General features: G+C 39.4%; 10 protein-coding genes. All 10 read right to left on the bottom strand.

All coding sequences use genetic code 11. The features are described from left to right. Positions 1-3: 3 nt before the first annotated feature. Entirely contained in the window at positions 4-3366 is a 3363-nt protein-coding gene (locus ACYVHJ_RS23110) for a SusC/RagA family TonB-linked outer membrane protein (protein WP_460519879.1), read from the bottom strand. Between the two features lie 90 nt (positions 3367-3456). After that, positions 3457-4455 carry a FecR family protein gene (locus tag ACYVHJ_RS23105; protein ID WP_460519876.1) on the bottom strand — a complete coding sequence of 333 codons (999 nt, stop codon included), beginning with the start codon at positions 4453-4455 and terminating at the stop codon, positions 3457-3459. Between the two features lie 106 nt (positions 4456-4561). After that, positions 4562-5155, bottom strand: a complete 594-nt coding sequence (locus tag ACYVHJ_RS23100) for an RNA polymerase sigma factor (RefSeq protein WP_460519873.1) — start codon at positions 5153-5155, stop codon at positions 4562-4564. A gap of 76 nt (positions 5156-5231) precedes the next feature. Next, complete coding sequence (locus tag ACYVHJ_RS23095) at positions 5232-6695, bottom strand: alkaline phosphatase D family protein (protein WP_460519870.1); 1464 nt, start codon at positions 6693-6695, stop codon at positions 5232-5234. Between the two features lie 348 nt (positions 6696-7043). Then, positions 7044-8681, bottom strand: a complete 1638-nt coding sequence (locus ACYVHJ_RS23090; RefSeq protein WP_460519867.1) for a RagB/SusD family nutrient uptake outer membrane protein — start codon at positions 8679-8681, stop codon at positions 7044-7046. An 11-nt stretch (positions 8682-8692) separates the two neighbouring features. Beyond that, a complete protein-coding gene (locus ACYVHJ_RS23085) occupies positions 8693-11761 on the bottom strand; it encodes a SusC/RagA family TonB-linked outer membrane protein (RefSeq protein WP_460519864.1) in 3069 nt (1022 codons plus the stop codon). Between the two features lie 291 nt (positions 11762-12052). Beyond that, positions 12053-13582: an alkaline phosphatase D family protein gene (locus ACYVHJ_RS23080; protein ID WP_460519861.1), complete on the bottom strand. Its 1530-nt coding sequence runs from the start codon at positions 13580-13582 to the stop codon at positions 12053-12055. Between the two features lie 22 nt (positions 13583-13604). Then, positions 13605-15080, bottom strand: a complete 1476-nt coding sequence (locus ACYVHJ_RS23075) for an alkaline phosphatase D family protein (protein WP_460519858.1) — start codon at positions 15078-15080, stop codon at positions 13605-13607. Between the two features lie 328 nt (positions 15081-15408). After that, on the bottom strand, positions 15409-17109 hold the full coding sequence (locus ACYVHJ_RS23070; protein ID WP_460519855.1) for a RagB/SusD family nutrient uptake outer membrane protein: 1701 nt from the start codon (positions 17107-17109) through the stop codon (positions 15409-15411). Positions 17110-17138: 29 nt separating this feature from the next. Next, a complete protein-coding gene (locus ACYVHJ_RS23065; protein WP_460519852.1) occupies positions 17139-20234 on the bottom strand; it encodes a SusC/RagA family TonB-linked outer membrane protein in 3096 nt (1031 codons plus the stop codon). Positions 20235-20611 lie beyond the last annotated feature (377 nt).

Raw genomic sequence — 20611 nt, 5'->3', positions numbered from 1 at the left:
ATCTTAAAACTTAACATTTGCTCCTAGGGAATACATGCTCACTTGTGGGTAATATTGCCCTCTTCCTGAAGGTATTTCAGGATCTAAATCCCATCTGTTTAACTCTGAAAAGGTCAACAAATTGGTAGCCCCAACAAAAACGCGAATACTACTTACCGAGATCTTTTCAATTATAGACTCAGGCAGGGTATAGCCTAAAACAATATTCTTCAGCCTTAGGTAAGAGGCATCAATCAACTGTGTGTCTGAAGTTTGAAAATTTCTCGGATCCCCTTTAATTGGTCTTGGAAATTCTGCATCAGGATTTTCCGGCGTCCAATAGTTGTCGGTGTAAATTGCATGGGTAAATGTTTCATAAGTGGCGATTTGCTGAAAAGCACCATCCAATCTTGTTTTATGACCTGCAGCACCCTGAAATTGGTAAAACAAATCAAAATTGCCATAGGTGAAAGTGCCGTTCGTTCCAAAATCAAACTTGGGAAAAGACAAGCCCAGGTATTGATGGTCATTTTCATTGATGACACCATCTTCATTGACATCCACATATTTAACATCGCCCGGAGCACTATTCGGTCTTAAGGTAGGGTAATTATCCACCTCTTCCTGGGTCTGGAATATTCCATCTGTGATATAACCCCAGTGAGAGTTGATAGGCATTCCCTCTTGAATTATAAATCGTGGAGCTGTAGTACCTCCTGAAATATAAGGTCCGGAATTCACGAGATCTTTTACCTCATTTTTGTTTTGACTAAAATTGAGCCCAAGATCATAACTTAATTTATTACCACCACGGAAATTCAATCCAATTTCATAACCTCTGTTGTTTACCACTCCCGCATTCTGTACAGGTGCTCCCAAACCAATTAAAGCAGGGATTGGCAACTGAAGTAAGATTCCATCAGTGGTTTTATCATAATAGTCAAAAGTCAAAGAAACCCTGTCTTCCAAAATCCCCATATCAAAACCTATATTGGTTTGGTAAGTAGTCTCCCATGTCAAATTTTGATTGGCTAAATTGGTTTGGGTAAAACCTTGTACCGGAGATTCATTGAAAGAATAATTGATAGCGCTTAGGGTTTCGTAGAATGAATATAACCCTACCGCTTGATTACCTGTACCTCCATATGACCCTCTTAACTTAAATTCATTAATCAAATCTTTCCATTCAGACCAGAAAGTTTCTTCAGAAAGCCTCCACCCTGCAGAAAAAGAAGGGAAAAAACTGTACCTGTTATCTTTGTTAAATCGAGAAGAACCATCATATCTGGCATTTACTTCAAAGAAATAACGGTCGTTGTAATTGTAATTTAATCTGGCAAAATAAGACCTTAAACCCCACTCACTATCAACTCCGGTAGCATCTCTATTTTCATTTGACCCTTGACTCAAAGACTGCACATCATTGTTATAGAACTCTTGTCGATAACCTGTAATGTAATTGGTCTCATGCTCGATGGTTGAATATCCTAGCAGTCCGGTAAATTTATGTTTGTCCAAAACTTTATTATAGGTCAAAAGACTGTTTAAGGTTCCTTCCCGTGTATTGGACCTGTATTCCCTTAAGCTGTTGAAAGCACGCTGGGCAACTCTTCCTGTAAGCGGATCCTCATTCCTGTATTTATTTAAGAAAGTTTTCACCTGAACATGGGTATTTCTTACTGCATACTGGGTGGAAAAATTTAACCCGGGCAAGATCTCATAATCAAATTTTACACTACCTGTCAAGTAATCATTGATGGTCCTGCTATCTCCTGTTAATTCAGCAAACAACAGTGGATTATTGACTTGAGAGCCTAATCCATATTCTCCTGATTCATATTGTGGCCAAGAAAATTTACTTGCATGAAGCATGTACTGAAATACCAATGACTCACCATTCCCTGCAACAGACCTCCCCGCCGGCTGTAGTGATTCTTTGGTACGGTAATTTAAATCACCGGAAAACTTAATTTTTTCAGAAGCTTTAAGATCCAGGTTCATCCTGAATTCATTCAGTTTATCACTGAAATTCGGTGCTACCCCATCAATTGCCTGATGCCTTACACTAAATCTGCCTGAAAAATTTTCTCCTCCACCGCTTACAGAAAGTGTATGGTTTTGCTGAGGAGCCGTTTTCAACATACCAAGTTCATCTTTTCTCCAGTAAGGAAAAGGAAGTGGATATTCAGGACTCGGTGCATTGGCTACATAATTAGCAATGAACTCATCCGTATAAGGAATGTTTCTTCCGGCATTGGCATAAGCATCGTTTTCCAGATAAAAGTAGCTTTCCAGATCCATATGTTCCGGACGATTGGTCACTTCCTGAAGGGCAAAGTAACCATCATAGCTCACCGCAATTTTACCTTCAGAACCACGCTTGGTGGTAACCAAAATTACACCATTGGCAGCTCTTGACCCATAGATCGCTGCAGAAGAGGCATCTTTAAGTACGGTTACAGAAGCGATATCATTAGGGTTGATATCATTGATTCTTTGCTCAATTCCATCCACAATTATCAATGGGTTATTGTTTCCTAAAGTAGTGATACCCCGAATTCGGATATTGATATTACTGTTACCAGGTCTTCCGCCTTGGTCTACTACAGTAACACCCGGAGCAAGTCCTTGAAGAGATTGCTGGAAATCGGCTACCGGTCTCCTTTCTAGTTTTTCACCGTCTACCTGTGCCAAAGAGTTGGTAACAGATAACTTCTCCTGAACACCGTATCCTACCACTACTACTTCATCAAGGGAAGTCTGATCCTCTTTCAGTACAATGGAAAGTTGAGTCTGTGACCCGGGTACAATACGCTGGGTTTCATAACCTATAAAACTGATGAGCAAGGCCTTTCCTTCCGGTACATCAATGCTAAAATTGCCATCAAGATCAGACACTGTACCAACAGTGGTTCCTTCTACAACTACTGTGGCACCCGGTATGGGAGCACCATTGACATCCTTGATTACCCCATTAATAGGAGCCATCAATTCTTCTTCATCCTCAGTCGGCTTCTGGGATTCAGGCAGTTTTCCAACATAGATGGTATTGTTTACCTGTTTAAACTTAAGTGCAGTTTTGGTTGATATTTCATATAGAATCTCATAGACAGATTTTCTGCCCGGCTGCAATACAATCTTGCTGTCAGCATTCAGCTGATCATCTGCAAAAACTAACCTATACTCAGTTTGTTTTTCAACCAAATCGATAATTTTTATTATTTGCCATTCGGTTTGGTTGACCTGAAGGTAAGTTTCATCTATTGGCTTAATCTGTGCATTTGTATCGTTCGCAAGTAAGGTACTTAGGAAGATCACCTGCAACAGTAAACCATATAAGATATGACGTGATACCATTTTAATTAGGTGAAGTATTTTTGTTTTCATATTTTAGTATGTTTTTATAGGATAAAATTTTATAAGAACGGACAGGGTAAACCCGGACATTTGGCGATGGAGGGTTTATCCTGTAATTATTTATCTCATAGGCTTATTATTATTAAGTTTGACATATTTATTATCAATTGTGTGTTTGAAGTTCATAGTAAAGCCTAATCCGGATAGTAAATTATCCAAATTATCATTTTGAAAGGTTCCTGTGACAGTCCTGTCTAAATTGATATTATTTTCGGGTTCAAATTTCACGCCGTACCAGTCCTCCAGCTGCTTTAAGATGGCTTTAAGTGGTTTCTTCTGAAATTTTAATTGACCATCTTTCCATGCCATTTCCTTGGCATATATAAATGATGTTATTTCCAATTTCCCGGAACTATCCATTCCATCCTCTACCATTTCTCCCGGTAATAAAAAGGCCTCTTCAGTATTATTCTTCACCTTTACCTTACCTTCCAATAAAGCTATTTTGGTACGCGCTAATCGGCTATTAATATTAAAGCTAGTTCCCAACACCTCCGTAGTAAGCTCTCTCGTAAAAACAAAGAATGGTCTTTCCGGATCCTTTTCCACTTCAAAAAATGCCTCTCCTTCTAAGTAAACTTCTCTGGAATCTTTCTCAAATGAAGTGGGGAATTTGATTTTAGAATTACTGTTCACCAGTACCTTGCTTTTATCCGGTAAGGTTAAAAGTAATTTTTCTCCGGATGGAACAGATTTCTCTACCCATTCCGTTAGGACCACCTGCTCACCTTCTTCCTTGTTGTTCTCCCAAATCACCTTGGCGGATAGCACTAGGAAGCCGGCCAATAATAACCAAACAGCAGCTGATCTTAAAAATGAATATTTATGCTGCTCCTCTTTGCGCTCAGGCTTATTTCCGGTCTTTTGATCTATTTTTTCCCAAAGGTGCTTCTTCTTGGTATCGGCATGGATGGTATTTCCAGACTTCTCCCAAGTTTCCTCAAATATCGCATTGATTTCTTTAGCTGAATTGCTCTCGTTAAGCCATTTGGCTATTTCTACTGCTTCCTCTTTGGAAGATAAACCATTCAGGTAACGTCTTAATTTTTCTTTGTCCAATTGCTTTGCCTTTTTTTATAATACACAGGCAAAAGAAAAAACACGTACTCATTATTTAAAAAATGTTAAAAAAATATTAATACAAGGTTAAATATTCACCCCTATTTCATAACCAAAACAAAATTTCATTAACAATAAGTATAATAAAACCATAATTTTCAATATTATTAACTTTAAAAAACTTCTTTGCTTTATAAATATGATGCTCTACCGTACGCGTAGAAATAGTTAATTTTTCTGCAATTTCCGAATTAGAAAAACCATCTATTTTGCTTAAAATAAAAACTTTTTGTTGAATCTTGGGCATCTTACTAACAATCTCCAAGGCTTCTCGGGTGGTTTCCTTAAGGCAAATTTCTCTTTCTATATCTAATCCATCCAATGATTTTTCTTCCGAAATATCAGATAGATCACACATTTTTTTTCGATCCCTAATCCGATTCAGCATTCTATTTTTGATGGATCGATATAGGTAGGCAGAGAATGGCTTACTTGGGTCTAAATTTCTTCTATTTTCCCACACCGAGATAAACACAATCTGAACCACCTCTTCTGCCTCTAAAGGATTAAAAAGAAAGGAGGAGGCAAAAGTCAACATTCTGTCTATATGCCGATGGTATAGCTCCTCAAATGCGGACTTATCCCCCTGCTTTAACAGAAAAACTAACTCAGCTTCTTTATGTTGATTTGGCTTCCTCACCCTAACCTTTTATATGATATCTTTCGTACTTTTTTAATTGACAGGCCTAAAATTAAAAATAATATCCATTTGTTCTCTATCCGACAATGGATTCCTCATGCATAATTTTTCCGTCAACATCTCGGTGGTGGAAACTAATTTTAGGACTGCCTGATGACCTATCCACTTGGATAGACAAAAAACCTCCTATTAAATTAAGGTATTGGTGTTCGGGACGAACATCTTCAGCATCCCATCCTTGGACGTGAAAATCACTTACCGGTCCGGAGCCAAACTCCATCAATCCCGTCTCTAAATCCTTGGAAACGTATTGCCAATGCCTGTCTCCATTGACAACAAACATATTTTTCTTCTCTGATAAGTATTGCCTAAGCCAATCCCCTTCATTTTTAAAATTACTATTGGCGTGATTGTCTTTCTTACCATCCCTATCCGGCCCCACTACCGGGGTTGCTGTAAATAGCAACTTGAAAGTTGCATCGGATGCATCTACAGATTTTGTAAACCATTCAATTTGTTCTTTGCCCCAGATACTTTTTTCACTCCCGTCCTCCATATCATTCCTAGACCTGTATTCTCTTCCTTCTACCATCCATAATTGCAGGTCTTTACCCCAGCGAACTGTACGGTAAGGTTTGTCTTCTATTGGAACATTTTCATACCAAAGTTTTACCCCCTCCTCAAAGGTCAAATCTCCATAGGGCCCTTTGCCTTTATAGGCATCGTCTTTCAAAACATCATGATCATCCTTTATCATGAAAATAGGTACTTTCTTGAAAAAGTCCCTTAAAGAAGGCCAGCCATTCATCGCATGCCATTTGTGACGGGCTTTCTCTATATTTTTAGCCAAGGGACCCGGCTTGTCATAATATAAATAATCACCTGTATGTACAAAAAAGTCAGGTTTTAGCTTGGCCATGCTGTCATAAGTATGGAACCCTCTTCTTTTGTCATCAAAACTCCAAAAATACTGACAAGTAGAAGTGGTTAATAGGACCGGTACCGCCTCACTATCACCGGGGGCAGTCGAAAAGGAACCTTTCTCCTTGGTCACCTTCGCTTCATCCAATGCCTTGGCTTCCCATAATATTATATAATCTTTGTTTTCCTTAAGCCCTGTAACACGAATTTTAACGGTAAAATCATTGTCCGATGTGGCTTTCTCCCAAGGCGAAGTGAAAATAGTTCTCCCTTTTTTATCTTTTATTATTACCCTTACTTCACCTTCTACTCCTGCCACTGCCCCATCCATTTTACTTACTTCCTGATTTTCATCAAAATCAATGGGGTGTCTAAAAACTTTCTCTTTACGTTCATGTCTCACCGGATTGGGAACAGCTTGAGCACACAATCTCGTCCATAGCATGCATTGGTTTTTCCCAACTTCTGAGACTTTAAATCCATTGGTAAAGTAGGGTCCTTTGGTATTTAAATTAAAAGTTGTCGGACCGGCTTTGGTAACAACTTTTGGGCTTAAAGTAAAAGTCACAAGTCCGGCAAGGACTTTTTTGACAAAACTTCGTCTTCTATTCAAATTCATATTTTATTGATTATTTTTATGGGGTTGCCACCAAATATAAAATTTTAGATCTACTTTATTGATAGGTTGACCTAACTCAATCTTATTGCCTTAAACAAACCAACTCTAAGCTAAAAACCATTTTTGCTTGATAAAACTAATTTTACCCTACTATTTTCTATGCTGCCAAAAGTATCGATAGAATGACTCCCTTTGTCTTTTCTCCAGTTCCAAGTAACATTGTGCGCTATTGAATCTCTATTCCCATCCTATGAAAAGGGTACATGGAGATGCCTGTTAAAAATAGCTTATTTCTAATAAAGAAAAAAAGCCTCTCGTTCTATTACGAGAGGCTCTTGTCCAAGTGGATTAATACCCCGGATTTTGCACAAACTCGCCAGGATTACTCGCCCTGTCAATCTGTGTTTGAGGAATAGGTCTCACCAAATGCATTTCTTTTATATTGGGATTGGCATCCAGGTTATATTCCCTAACCCTTTCGAGTAAAGTACCAGTCCTTTTCAGATCATACCAGCGGTGCTTCTCTCCTACCAATTCTCTTGCCCGTTCTTCCAAAATAAAATCCAAATTAATGTCATTGGCATCAACCAACATTTCTGCTTCTTTTCCGGGTATTGCGGCCCTGGATCTTAACACATTCATATAATCAGCAGCAGCACCTGCTTCTCCTTGTCTCCAGGCAGCCTCACTGGCTATCAGATACATTTCTGCCAATCTTACCACAGGAAAATCCCTACGTCCTGCTGTTTCATTGGTACTCGGACGCAGTGGGTCTAAAAACTTCAATAAGGAAGGATAATTTCTTCTCTGGTTTGTTCCAATTTCTTGGTAGGCATTCACATCTCCTATCCAATTTCCTTTGTAATCAATGATCCAATAGGGAGCAGCCATTTTGACTTCATCCGGAACAGGTTCCATGACTATATGAATCGCTGTATCTCCGGGGTTTACCTGGTGTCCATTGATTTCAGCGGAGATATTGGCATACCAAACGGTTTTAAATGAGCCGTTCCAACGTGCATCAATATCCCTATCGTATAGACTAAACAAGTAATTTGTCGGCAAAAATCGCTGAAAAGGTCGGCCATTTTCGACATCTCTAACCATCGCCGGATTAAAGGTGTAATCAAAGATAAAATACAAATGTCCTGAATTCCCCGGACCATTCAATAGCGGATCTTCAGTAAATTGTACGGACCAAATAAATTCCTTGTTGGTATCGTTTTTGATATCCCACAAGTCAGCATAAGGGGTAACCAGTTCAAAATCATAGTTCGTGATCACATTGGAGGCCAAGGCCTCGGCAGCTGCCCAATTACCTAATGTCAAGTGGACCCGTGCTAAAATGGCTTCGGCGGCTCCTTTAAAAGCCCTACCCTGTTCCCCTGCACTTGGCGGTAAATTTTCCACAGCAAATTCTAGATCCGGAAGTATACCGTTTTCATAAATGGTGGCTACAGGGGTTTTATTGGCCTCTGTTTCCACACCTTTTGTCTCTTCCAAAGTAAAATGCACATCCCCCCACTGCTGTACCAAGTGGAAATAATAAAGGGCACGCAGAAACCGAGCCTCTGCTTCCACTTCCTTCCTTCGCTCCTCAGAAATTCCAGTGACATCAGGGATTTTGCTCACTACGGTATTGCATTGGTTTACCCCCACATAAAGGGCATTCCAAACATTGGTTACCGTGGAATTAGTACCTAGAAAATTTGAAGAATAGTTATTGATATCAGGATTATTGGCAATTCCCCCAAACCCATTGGTAAAAATATCAGTACCGGTAACCGTTAAGAAAAACCCGTTTTGCTGCCCATAAAACCTTCTTAGGGTGGTATAGGAAGCTTTTAGCCCATCTTCAATTCCTCTCTCTGTTACATAATAACTATCAGAGGTTGCCAAACTTACAGGGTCTTCCGTCAATATTTCATTACACGAACTTATTGACAAGCCCAAAATGAAACTAATTATAAAATGAGAATATTTCATGTTTTCGTCAATTAAAATTTCAAATTAATTCCAAAAATATAGGAGGCTGTGGTGAGAGGACTACCTCCACCAACATTGCCATTGGAAGTTTCCGGATCCACTGTTTTATAAGGAGAAAATATAAATGCATTATTAACTGTAGAGTAAATCCTTGCTGAGGTTAAACCCAATTTTTTAATCCATCCGGGATCAAAATTATATCCTAATGCAATGTTTCTTATTTTAATATAAGAACCATCAAAATACCTAACTGCAGAGGCATACAATGGTGCTTCACCGGCATTTGGTCTAGGAATCGCATTGGTAGGATTATCGACGGTCCAATAATCCATGGTTATCGCATTGTATCTGCCTTGCCAGTTGTTGCCTCCCAAATTATGGTAACCACTATTCAGCATTTGGCCCATTCTGGCGTGCACGAGTACCGACAAGTCAAAGCTTTTATAGCTAAATCTATTGGTCAATCCTCCGGACCAGCTAGGCACGGTGGAACCCAAGACTTTTCGGTCGTCTGAATTAATATTCCCATCGGGCTGTTTGTTAAGTTCACCGTCTTCCCCTCTTCCATTTACATCATTGATGCGGATATCACCTGGTTGCTGCCCATAATCTGCGGCTAAATCTGCCTCATCCATTTGCCAGATGCCCCCTTGTTCAAAATTATAAAACACATTAATGGGCTCACCAATAAACCAGCTGTTTCCTACATCATCACTGTCTCCATCAAAAAGCTCTGTAATTTGTTCTTTGTTTGAAAACACATTCATGTTCACATCCCATCTTAGGCCTGTAGGTTGATTGATTAGGTTTGCATTCACAGACAATTCCCAACCTGAATTCCTAGTACTTCCTATATTTTGCAGTACAGAGTTATAACCTGAAGTGATGGGCAGTAATCTGTTCAGCAATAAATTACTGGTATTGGTAATATAATATTCCAGACTCCCATTAACTCGGTCTTCAAACAAGCCATAATCAAGACCTAAATTCATGGTTTTTGAAATCTCCCATTTCAAATCTGGATTTGGAATTAAATTATTGGCATAACCAAAGGCAGCAGTAGACCCAAAAACATATGTGGTTCTTTCCAGTCCACCGAGGGTCTGATAAGCAGAAATGGCAGTATTGCCCACTTCACCATATCCACCTCTAACCTTTAAAAAGGAAATTTTAGACCCCTGCATTAATTCTTCTTCAGATAAAATATAACCTGCAGAAAAGGCGGGGAAAAAGGCCCACTTATTACCTTCTGCTAACCTTGAAGATCCATCAGCTCTACCTGTAAGGGTAAACAGAAATTTGTCATCAAAGCGGTAATTAGCCCTTCCCATATAGGAGGTGAGTCCCCATTCTCCTAGAGAGCTACCAATTCCTGTAATGGTCGAAGAACTGCCCAGGTCATAAAACAAGGATTTTTCTATAGGAATGTCTTGTCCTGATAGGGATGAAGTTTCAAATCTGCTAGACTGTACCGAAAATAATCCTACAAGGTTCAAAGCATGTTTTCCAAAACTTTTATCATAGGTAAGGATGTTTTCTTGAGTATAGGCAAAATCCATTTGGTTATTTATAGACCCTGAGTTAATGTTGCCATCCAACATACCTCCGTACCTACCTCTTCTGGCTAGATTGAAGTCCGGACCATAATTTACTCTGAGTTTTAAATTGTCATTGAATTGGTATTCTGCATATAAATTGGCAAAAATCCTATGTCCTCTGGTTTCATCGACATATTGGTAAGGTTGATAATTTAACAAAGGGTTGGACAATAACCCCTCCCTAGGATTGGGAAAAGCCAGAAAATTACCTTCATCATCAAATGGCCCTACAAGTGGGGAATAGCCAATGGAATTTGAGAAGGGTGCACTTGACATTTGATTCCTTTCACTTAAACTTACCGTGGCACTAAGGCCCATTTTGAGTTTATCTGTTAATTTTGATTCAAGATTAACCCTTATGGCTGTTCTTTCGAAATCAGTACCCGGTATATAACCATCTTCTTTGAAAAAAGAGCCCGAAACATAATAATTTACTTTGTCCGTTCCCCCACTTACAGATACCTGATGATCTTGTTGACTGCCAGTTCTTAGGGCTAAATCAAGCCAGTTGGTAAATCTACCAGCCTGAAGATTTTCAATTTCCAAAGGTGCCAAAAAGTTACTGTCAAAAGATGGATCATCTCCATCGTGTCCCCTTGCAATTCTTGAATAAGCCGCAAAGGCATTTCCATTCATTAAATTCAGATCTTCAATCGGTTGTTTAACACCATAATAGCCATCATAGCTAATGACAGCCTTACCCGTTTTACCTTTCTTGGTGGTAATTAAGACCACACCATTTGCCCCTCGCGACCCATAAATGGCCACAGAACTTGCATCTTTTAAAACCTCCATAGATGCGATATCATTGGGGTTAAAATCATTGATATTCGCATTGGTAGGAATTCCATCAATCACATAGAGCGGTTCATTACTTGCATTAATAGATCGATTGCCTCGAATTCTAATTTGAACAGGAGAACCGGGGGATCCATTGGCCCTTACGATGTCTACACCGGCAAGTCTACCTTGGGATTGTTCCAAAAAATTGCCTGCTGGGGTTTCTTTAAGGTCTTCACTTGTAACAGAAGAAATAGCACCCGTCAAATCACTTTTTCGCTGGGTACCATAGCCCACCACTACCACTTCTTCAAGGGAAGAGGTATCCTCGATTAGGGTTATGTTTAATTCTGTTTGATTGCCAACAGTCACTTCCACAGATTCAAAGCCAATAAAGGATATCCGAATAACTTGACCGGGAGAAGCATCTAAAGTGAATTTACCGTCTATATCTGTAACGGTTCCGGTATTGGTTCCTACTACAATAACTGTTGCACCGGGAATGGGGGAATTGTTTTGATCTACTACGGTTCCACTGATGGATGCCGGAATGGTAAGATCATTAATAGTAGTCTCAATTTTAAAAGATGAATTGAGACTAGGGATTGTTGCATAGGCACTTGCCTGAAAATGTGTGTACAATAAAGACACAGCAAACACAGACAGCCATACCAACTGGTAGCTTGTAATTTTTTTTCTCATGGGTTTATTGTTTTGAATGAATAACTAAGTGGCTTTTAAAAAGAGTTTGTACTTACTCCTTTATTAAAATCCAATAATTTGACTTTACATTTACAATTGAATTTTTAATTTTTAGTTAATAAAATAGATTTTTCACCCCATAATTTATAAAAAAACTGATATAATATTATACTATATAATACCAATGGTTATTATTATTAAATAATCGGAATTATTTCATACCTATTGCAGGAGCTATTCTAAACAGTATAAGGTCAACTAGAGAATTTTTTATTTAATGGAGCCTAAATTTCAAGGTGCCAATTCACTTTTATGAATGGTTTTTTCATAGATAATATTACCTGCTTCTCCCACCAAACGAAAAACTACGGAGGGATCTTTACCAGAAGGAAGATAGGTGAATTCTCCAAAAGCAAATTGTCCATCAATCCCGTAGAGTTGGGTATCCCAGGTTGGATCTATGGCGGGTGGACCAACTCTCGCTCCTAAACTTGCAGCTTCAAACTCATAAAAACCGAAATCAGATTTTCTTGGAATCCTAAAGCCTCTGGCCCCATGTCTATCTCCAGAAATAAGCAAGACACCACTGATTTTATTCTCTTCGATAAAACTAAATAGCTCTTCTCTTCCTTCGGGGTCATTTACGCCCCATGAATCTTTGCCATTGGACACATAATCACTCCACATAGATCCACAAGACAGAATAATAAAAGGCCCTTCACAATCCAATAATTGTTCTTTAAGCCAATCCATCTGCTGAGGGCCTAAAAATGAGCCTTTTTCTCCGGTCCTAAAATAACGATTGTCTGTCATGATGATATCAAACGGACCTATTCTATCTCTCGTAAATATCCCCTCTTGAATAGCTTCATCCCCATAGGATTGGTTGACCCAAGAATGCTTGAATACTTCTCTGACACCACTACGCCCTTTTTCTGAGTACCCTTCAGGTATACCGGCCTTGTCGTTATCAAAATAGTCGTGGTCATCCCAGGAAGCATAAACGGGAGTTTGAGCAACAAAGCCCTGCCAGGCTGGTAAAAAATCTCTTAATAAATAATCAGCTCTGTGCATTCCCAAATGATCATTTCTATCCTGAACAGCAATGTCACCTAAAAACAGCATTGCTTGGTTACCTCTCTCTTGGATCTGCTCCAACAAAGTATGGTTTCCTAAGCCCCAGCGGTGCGGACAGGAACCAAAGGCTATTTTTACTTCTTCACCTTGATTAACATCCGGCAAAGTGGCAATGCTTTGTTCCAGCTCCGGTAAAACTTCCACTCCATTGATTATGATTTTGTAAGCATACTGACTGGAAGGTTTCAATCCTGTTATCTCTACAAGGCCTGCCAATTCAGTTGCTGTAGAGGTATACACCGGACCGTAAATAAAATTACCTTCCTTCCCTTCAACCTTTACCTCCACTTTTGCAGGACTTAAAGTCCTTACCCAAACAGAAGCACTTGTTGGTTTGATTTGACCAAGCATAGGGCCTGCTAAAATCTTTCGATTTTGGTCTTGAGCTAATTTTTTAAAGGCTTCGGACTTCATTAGTTCTGAATAATCAGCCTGTTTTTCGGCCGACAAAACTTTGTAAGCCTCTTCATACAGTTTTTTATCGGCCTCTTTGGTAGTTCCCCAAAAGGAAAGGATGTCTCGATTGTCTGTTAATTTATTCATCGAGTGCCCTTGTTCACCAAAATCCTGTGCCATCACAGTGAAAGACAAGAGTAGAAACAAAATAAGGCTTTTTGACAAAGCTTTAATCAGAAGGTGACCATTCATTTGGCTTGCAAAGTTATAGGTAGCGTATCTTGACATTTATTTTTGAAATTTATGCATTTTAATTCTCAAATTCTTCTTGATTCATAACATTTCCTTTAACATCATAATGGGTGAAATCAATTTTAGGCTTGCCTGCTTCACGGAATACTTTGATGCCCAAAAACCCACCTTTAACTCTCAAAAACTGATGTTCCGGCCTTTTATCTTCCTGGGACCAGCCTCCTGATTGTGCATCGGATACCGGCCCCGCCCCAAACTCCCTCAATCCTGTGGCATCATCTATGGAAAAATACTGCCAATGTCTGTCCCCATTGACCACAAAAACACTCTTTTTACCGGATAGAAACCCTCTTAACCAATTGCCTTCTTCTTCAAATAGTTTATTGGCATGATTGTCTCGTTTTTTCTCTCTGTCCGGTCCTACTACAGGGGTGGGTGAAAACAAAATTTTAAAAGTGGCATCAGAACTTTCTATGGTATCTATAAACCAATTCTTTTGCTCCTCACCCCAAATTGTTCTGGGACTTCCTTCCGGTATTTCTTTAGGACTTCGGTATTCCCTACCCTCCACAAGCCAAATCTGTAAATCCTTACCCCATCTGAAAGTCCTGTAAGGTTTGTCTTTTAAGGGGACATTTTCTCGCCAAACTTTTAAGCCATTTTCCAAAGTAAAGTCACCCAAGGGATCGGAATCAGGATAAACATCATCTTTCAACAAGTCATGATCATCTTTGAGCATATAAATAGGCACATTTTGGTAGAAATCTTTCAATGAAGGCCAACCGTCCATCGCATGCCACTTGTGCCTGGCTTTTTCTAAGTCGGTGGCCAAAGGGCCTATCCTATCATAATACACATAATCTCCTGTATGAACGAAAAAATCCGGCTTTAACTTTGCCATGGCATCATAAGTTTGGAAACCCCGCTTGGCATCATCATAATTCCAGAAATATTGGCAGGTGGAAGTGGTAAGGTTTACCGGCTTAACCTCTTCTGCATCATAAGCAGTCTTAAAACTACCTGGCACAGTCGACTTATCTGAACCATCTTCTGACATGGCCTCTAATTCAATGGAATAACGTTCACCTGCTTTAAGCTTTGACAAAGGTATTTGGGCGGTAAAATCATCAATCGAGTCAGTTTCATACCAATCTGATATTAATGTTTCCCCCATTGTCTTGTATTTTATTCTAACCTTTCCTTTTGCCCCTGCAATGGCCCCATCCATATTCTTTACCGGCTGGTTTTCATCAAAATCAACAGGATAGTAATTATTGGCTTTAGGCTTTGTTTTGGCCTTTTTATGTGTAATTGGTTTCGATTTTTCACTATGGCTGAGCCTGGTCCAAACAATGGCTTCCGTGGCTGATACTTCCGTCACTTTAAAGCCATTCGGGAAATACAGCTTCCCTTTGCTTTTGTTAAAGCCAAATGGGTTTCCCTTAGCAATCAAGGGTTTCACCTTCCCCACAAAAAAGGAGAATAGGAGGAAACTAAACTTCCCTAAAAAGGATCTTCTTTTTGACACTTTCATATTAATTAAATTATGTGTTTCAATATTCGCTTACTATGGCTTTTCCCTGAACCGGAATTAGAAAATCTATTTCGTACTGAAATCACTTGCACACTCGCCACTTTCTTGCTGTTTTCAATTTCAAAATAGCGATGCTCGGCTAAAATCTCTAAACAGATAATTTATCTTTTGATTATAACAGTCCTTGAGAAAGCTCAAGAAATTCAATTCCAAAATCCGAGTTGAAGTGGGATAAACACCAATGGAAATAGCCGGTATTATTGCCTCAATTGGACAATAATACCGACTTAGGATTGATCAGTACTGTTTCAGCCTAAGAATTGATGGATCAATAGCCCGGGTTTTGACCTAAATCCGCCTCAATATTTTTTTCAATTTCATTGAAAGGTATGGGCCATAAATTATTGTGACTTTGGTACAAATCTCCTACCCATGGATTCTTGGCTTTGGTCCATTCCACCAATTTACCTAATCTGGTAAGTGTTAGCAAGCGAAAGGATTCATAATGCAATTCACGCAAGCGCTCATCCAATAAATAGTCAATGTCTAAATCTGCAGGACTTAGGGCCGGGGCCTGAGCCCTACTCCTTACCGTATTTACATCTGCAGCAGCATTTTCCTTATCCCCCATCCCAAGGTAGGCTTCTGCTCTTAACAAATAAGTTTCTGCCAAGCGAATGACATACCTGTCTCTAAAAGTTCTTTTGGCTGAATTGGTAAGTGAGCCGGGAACAGTCTGATCGTTATGGTACAATTCTGTTGGGTGTTGACCGACGACGGAAGCTTTTGCAAATACCGGAAAGAAATTCCTTGTGGTATCATTTACAGAACTTAGGGCTATGGGTACATTGTCTTTGAAAACCCATTTTCCATTGTGATCTGAGCTTGGATTATTCACAATAAAATCCCTTACAATATTGTACTCCGAATTCCTCATGTCTTGATCATAGCCACTTTTCCTCCAAATATTGTCATACAAATAACGGGTAGGGCTCATGAATCCTGATCCTCTGCCGTAATAATTGGTATTAGGATAAGGGATCAATGGGTGAACGGATCCATCATTATTGGCTATTTTGGCTTGCCAAAGCCTTGGAATTACTGTCCTTTCCAGTTGGAAACCATCATTTCCTCCGGGAACATTAAATTCGTACTGCAATACCCAAATGGCTTCTGTATTTCCTGACATTCGGTTTTGGTTTCCTTGTCTGAATAAGTCCCAGTAAACATCCCCTCCAAAGGTAGGATGATCCACCATTGAGCCAAACCTTTCGGTCATCAATGCAGTTTGGGGATGATCAATAACTTGTGAAGCTGCATCCACGGCCTCCTGCCACCTACCCAAAGAAATATAAACCTCAGACAATAAATGGTAAGCTGCCAGTTTATTGATTCTGGAATTGTCCACATCATCCACATCAGGTAATTCTTGGGCAGCCAATAATAAATCAGCAGCACTTTGTTCATACACCTCAGCTCTGCTGGAACGAACAAAGTCTCTTCTTGGTGAAGTTACTTCCTCCAAAACTATGGGAACATCTCCATACAGGTTGGCCAACATTTTGTACATATAACCTCTAAAAAAGGCAGCTTCAGCTTGCGTGCGTTTCTTTTGTTCGGCTGTTAATTGGCTCTGGGGACCTTCGGATCTGCCTATGATTACATTGACATCATAGATAATGCGATAAGCAGGTTTCCACATGGCTCCATACACCAGACTTGTATTGGTGGGAAGTAGCAATGATCCTCCCCAATCCGGTCTTGTTCCAAAGTTCTTATGGGCATATACCATGTCCGTACCATCCCAGGAAATGGCAGGAAAACGGTTTTGATTATCACTTGAAAAAAATTCATTTCTTACCTGTGCATACAGGTTTAGCACTGCAGCATCAAAATCATTGACGGTAACATAAGCAATTTCCGGAGAAAGAAAATCCTTAGGAACCTCCTCCAAAAAACTATCCTCATTACAACCAATAACAAGATGGCATACGATTAATATTAGGAATTTATTTTTTATCGTTTTCATAATTTTAAAATTTAATGGCCAAAAAATCATTAAAACCCAAGGTTTAACCCCATGGAATAGCCCTTAAGTACGGGCCTTCCTGTTCGGTTAATATTTTGCCCGGTTTCAGGATCCCAGCCGGGCCATTGGGTAAGGGTATACAAGTTTTTGCCACTCACAAATACCTTAAGGTTTTGAATTTTTAACTTATTCAATAATTCCCTAGGAAAATTATAAGCCAGTGAAACATCCTGAAGTCTTACAAAACTTCTAGGGATGTACCTGGTACCCGCTATTCCACTGGAAATATTAATATTGGGGCGCTCATAAATTGCATCGGTATTTTCCGGCGTCCAATAATCCAAGCCCAAAGGAAAGTCATTGTTGAAGTGATTTTCCTGATTGATGATTTGCCAACTATTGATATTGTCCATCCCTAAATACCTTGAATTGCCACCTTGAATAGAATTGATAAAAAGTCTAAAGGTCCAATTTTTATAGTTAAGGGTATTGTTGATACTAAAGCGGAAGGAAGGCTCTTCGTAACCAATGATGCTACGATCTGCCGGATCAATTTCTCCATCTCCATTGATATCCACGACCTTGTAGGCCCCCAGATCAGAGTAAACAGGAATTTCTTCATTTAGCTGCCATAACCCATTGATGGAATAATCAAAGATCGCATCCAAAGGATATCCGATAAACAATCCTTCAGAAACCAAATCATCCTCTACCCCATCACCATCAAGGTCAAAACCAAGCAATTCTCTGAGTTCGTTCCTGTTTCTTGAAAACATAAAAGTACTTTCCCAAGTCAAATCATTTTTCCTAATATTGGCAGTGGTGATGGCTATATCCAGCCCTTGGTTATGAATTCGGCCGAGGTTGTCCGGAAAAGTTTCAAACCTACTGATGCCGGGTATGTCTACCTGATACAATAAGTCGGTGGTCTCGTTGTTGTAATAATCGATAGATCCACTGATCCTATTTCCGAGAATTGCAAAATCAACCCCTAGGTTAATCCCCGTAGTGGTTTCCCATTTTAGATTTGGGCTAGCCAATTTATTTATTGCTTGGGTATAAAGTGGAGTACCATCTGCAGTAATATAGTTAAACCCTCCGGCCACGGTGGCTAATGTTTGGTACCTGCCTACCGTTCTGTTTCCATTAGATCCATAGGAAACTCTTAATTTAAGATTGTTCAACCAATCTACATTGTCTGCAATAAATCTTTCTTCACTGGCAGCCCAGGCAAAAGATAGTGAGGGGAAAATGCCAAATTTATTGGTAGCACCGAAGCCGGAAAAGCCATCTCTCCTAATGGTTCCTGTAAATAAATACCTGTGGTCATATCCATAAAATAACCTGGCCATTTGATAAAGGCTGGATTCATCCCAGGCACCAGAACTGGTACGCTGTTGGTCTGCACTTCCGGATTGAAGGCTATTGTACCCTAGGGCTGTATTGGCATAGATAAATGAGCTGGCTTGGGTGTATTCAGATTCCCTACTCTCAGAACCATAAAGTAGGGTTAAGAATACATTGTGAACATCATTAAAGGTTTTGTTATAGGTAAGGATATGATCACTTGACCAGTTATAGTTCAATTGATACCTCTTTTGGCCTCCCCCTTGGAAATTACTGGCATATTCTCTAAAATAATAATCTTGATTTGTGGTATAATTGTTAAGATAATTAACCTTATAACTTAGGCCTTCCAAAAAGGGAAAGTCTATCTGGGCATAAAAGTTACCAAAGAAATTAAGCCTTTTGTCTACAAGATCTGCTTCCAATTGCACCATAGGGTTTATGGTGTTTCCCCCGGTAATTTGAATGTATTCTCCATTTTCGTCCCTCACCGTAGCAAAGGGAGATAGATACCGGTTCCCTAAGCTTGGGGTAGGCCCCAAATAATTGCTCCTTGTAAAGGAAGATTGCAGACCAAAGGTTAGCCAATCCGTTACATTAGTTTCCAGGTTAACCCTTGCGTTGATTCTATTGTAACCTTCATTCACCATATGCCCTTTTTGGTCTGTATGACCGAGTGAAATGTAATAATTGGACCGTTCGGTAGCATTTGCAAAGGACAAGTTATGATTTTGAATATAGGGGTTGTCATTGGTCATCAAGTCATACCAATTGTCCGATCTCCCTTGGTTATAGGCCAATATTTCATCACTCGTTTTAAAATTGGAGGAGGGTTCCCAGTTAGGGTTTGGCTCCAGGTATCCCGAAGCCTCAGTGCGGCTATTGTACAAATCAGATTCCTCAGTTTTCGTCAAATAGTCATCTGCAGTACTAGTCCTAAACTCTTTAATCGGCTGTTGAAAGGTAAAACTATTGGAGTAATTGATGGTGGGCTTCCCTAAATCCACCCCTTTCTTTGTGGTGAGAATAATCACACCATTGGAAGCTTGGGAACCATAAATGGCGGCTGCACTTGCATCTTTCAGCACATCAATCGACTTGATATCATTGGGGTTTAAATCATTGATATTCCCCCTATAAATGACTCCATCAATAACAATCAACGGACTTTGTTCTCCTGAAAGAGAAGTACGTCCACGAATCTGAATATCAGGTTCTCCACCCGCCTGATTCACTTGTCCCACATTTAACCCGGCAACTGAGCCTTGGAGGGATTGCATAATGGATACATTTGGAGATTCCTGAAAAGCTTCAATATCAGCCCTAACCACTGCCCCGGTTAGGTCAGATTTTTTCTGCACCCCATAACCAACAACCACCACCTCTTCTAAGGAAGCCATGTCTTCTTGTAAGACTACATCAATCACTGTTTGATTGGCTATGAGCACCTCAACAGGTTCAAAGCCGATAAATGAAACTTTTAGCACTTGTCCGGCACTGGCTTCAATATTAAATTTCCCGTCTATATCAGTAACGGTCCCGGTATTTGTACCTACCACTATAACTGTGGCTCCGGGTATTGGTTCATTGTTTGGATCAACTACTGTCCCACTAATAGAGGCAGGAAGTTGAATTTTGGAATGGGCACCCTCAATCTCGGAAGTTGAGTTGAGGATTGGAGATACTGTGTGGGCGCTTACTTGCACTTGAAGGCAATGTAAGGTTACAGCAAACACAAACAGCCATACCAACCTATAGGTTGTAGACTTCTTTCTCATAAGTTAATTATTTTGGGTTATTGAATAATTGTAAAATATCTGAATTGATACGTACAGAATAATTGCGGTTATCTAATTTCTTTCAATTTTTTAAGAATTATAAAACTAGGTTAAAGCTATTCGATTACCGGGCACCAATATATAAAATAAACCATATTTTTTTTTTTATTTTATATACTAAAATAAATACTAAACACTTAATCATGATTTAATATTCTGTATAAATCATTTTTCTATTAGCTTTATACTTATCAAACCTAAACTTGTTCCAACCCAAAACCTGATAAAAAAAATAATTGCTAACAGTCTATTGATTTCAATTTTTTATAAAGATTCAATGAATTTACCTGTTCACAATAACTAATGGTTTACTGCTT

The organism is Cyclobacterium sediminis, from assembly GCF_054781075.1.
This window is presented reverse-complemented; position numbering and strand designations above follow the sequence as displayed.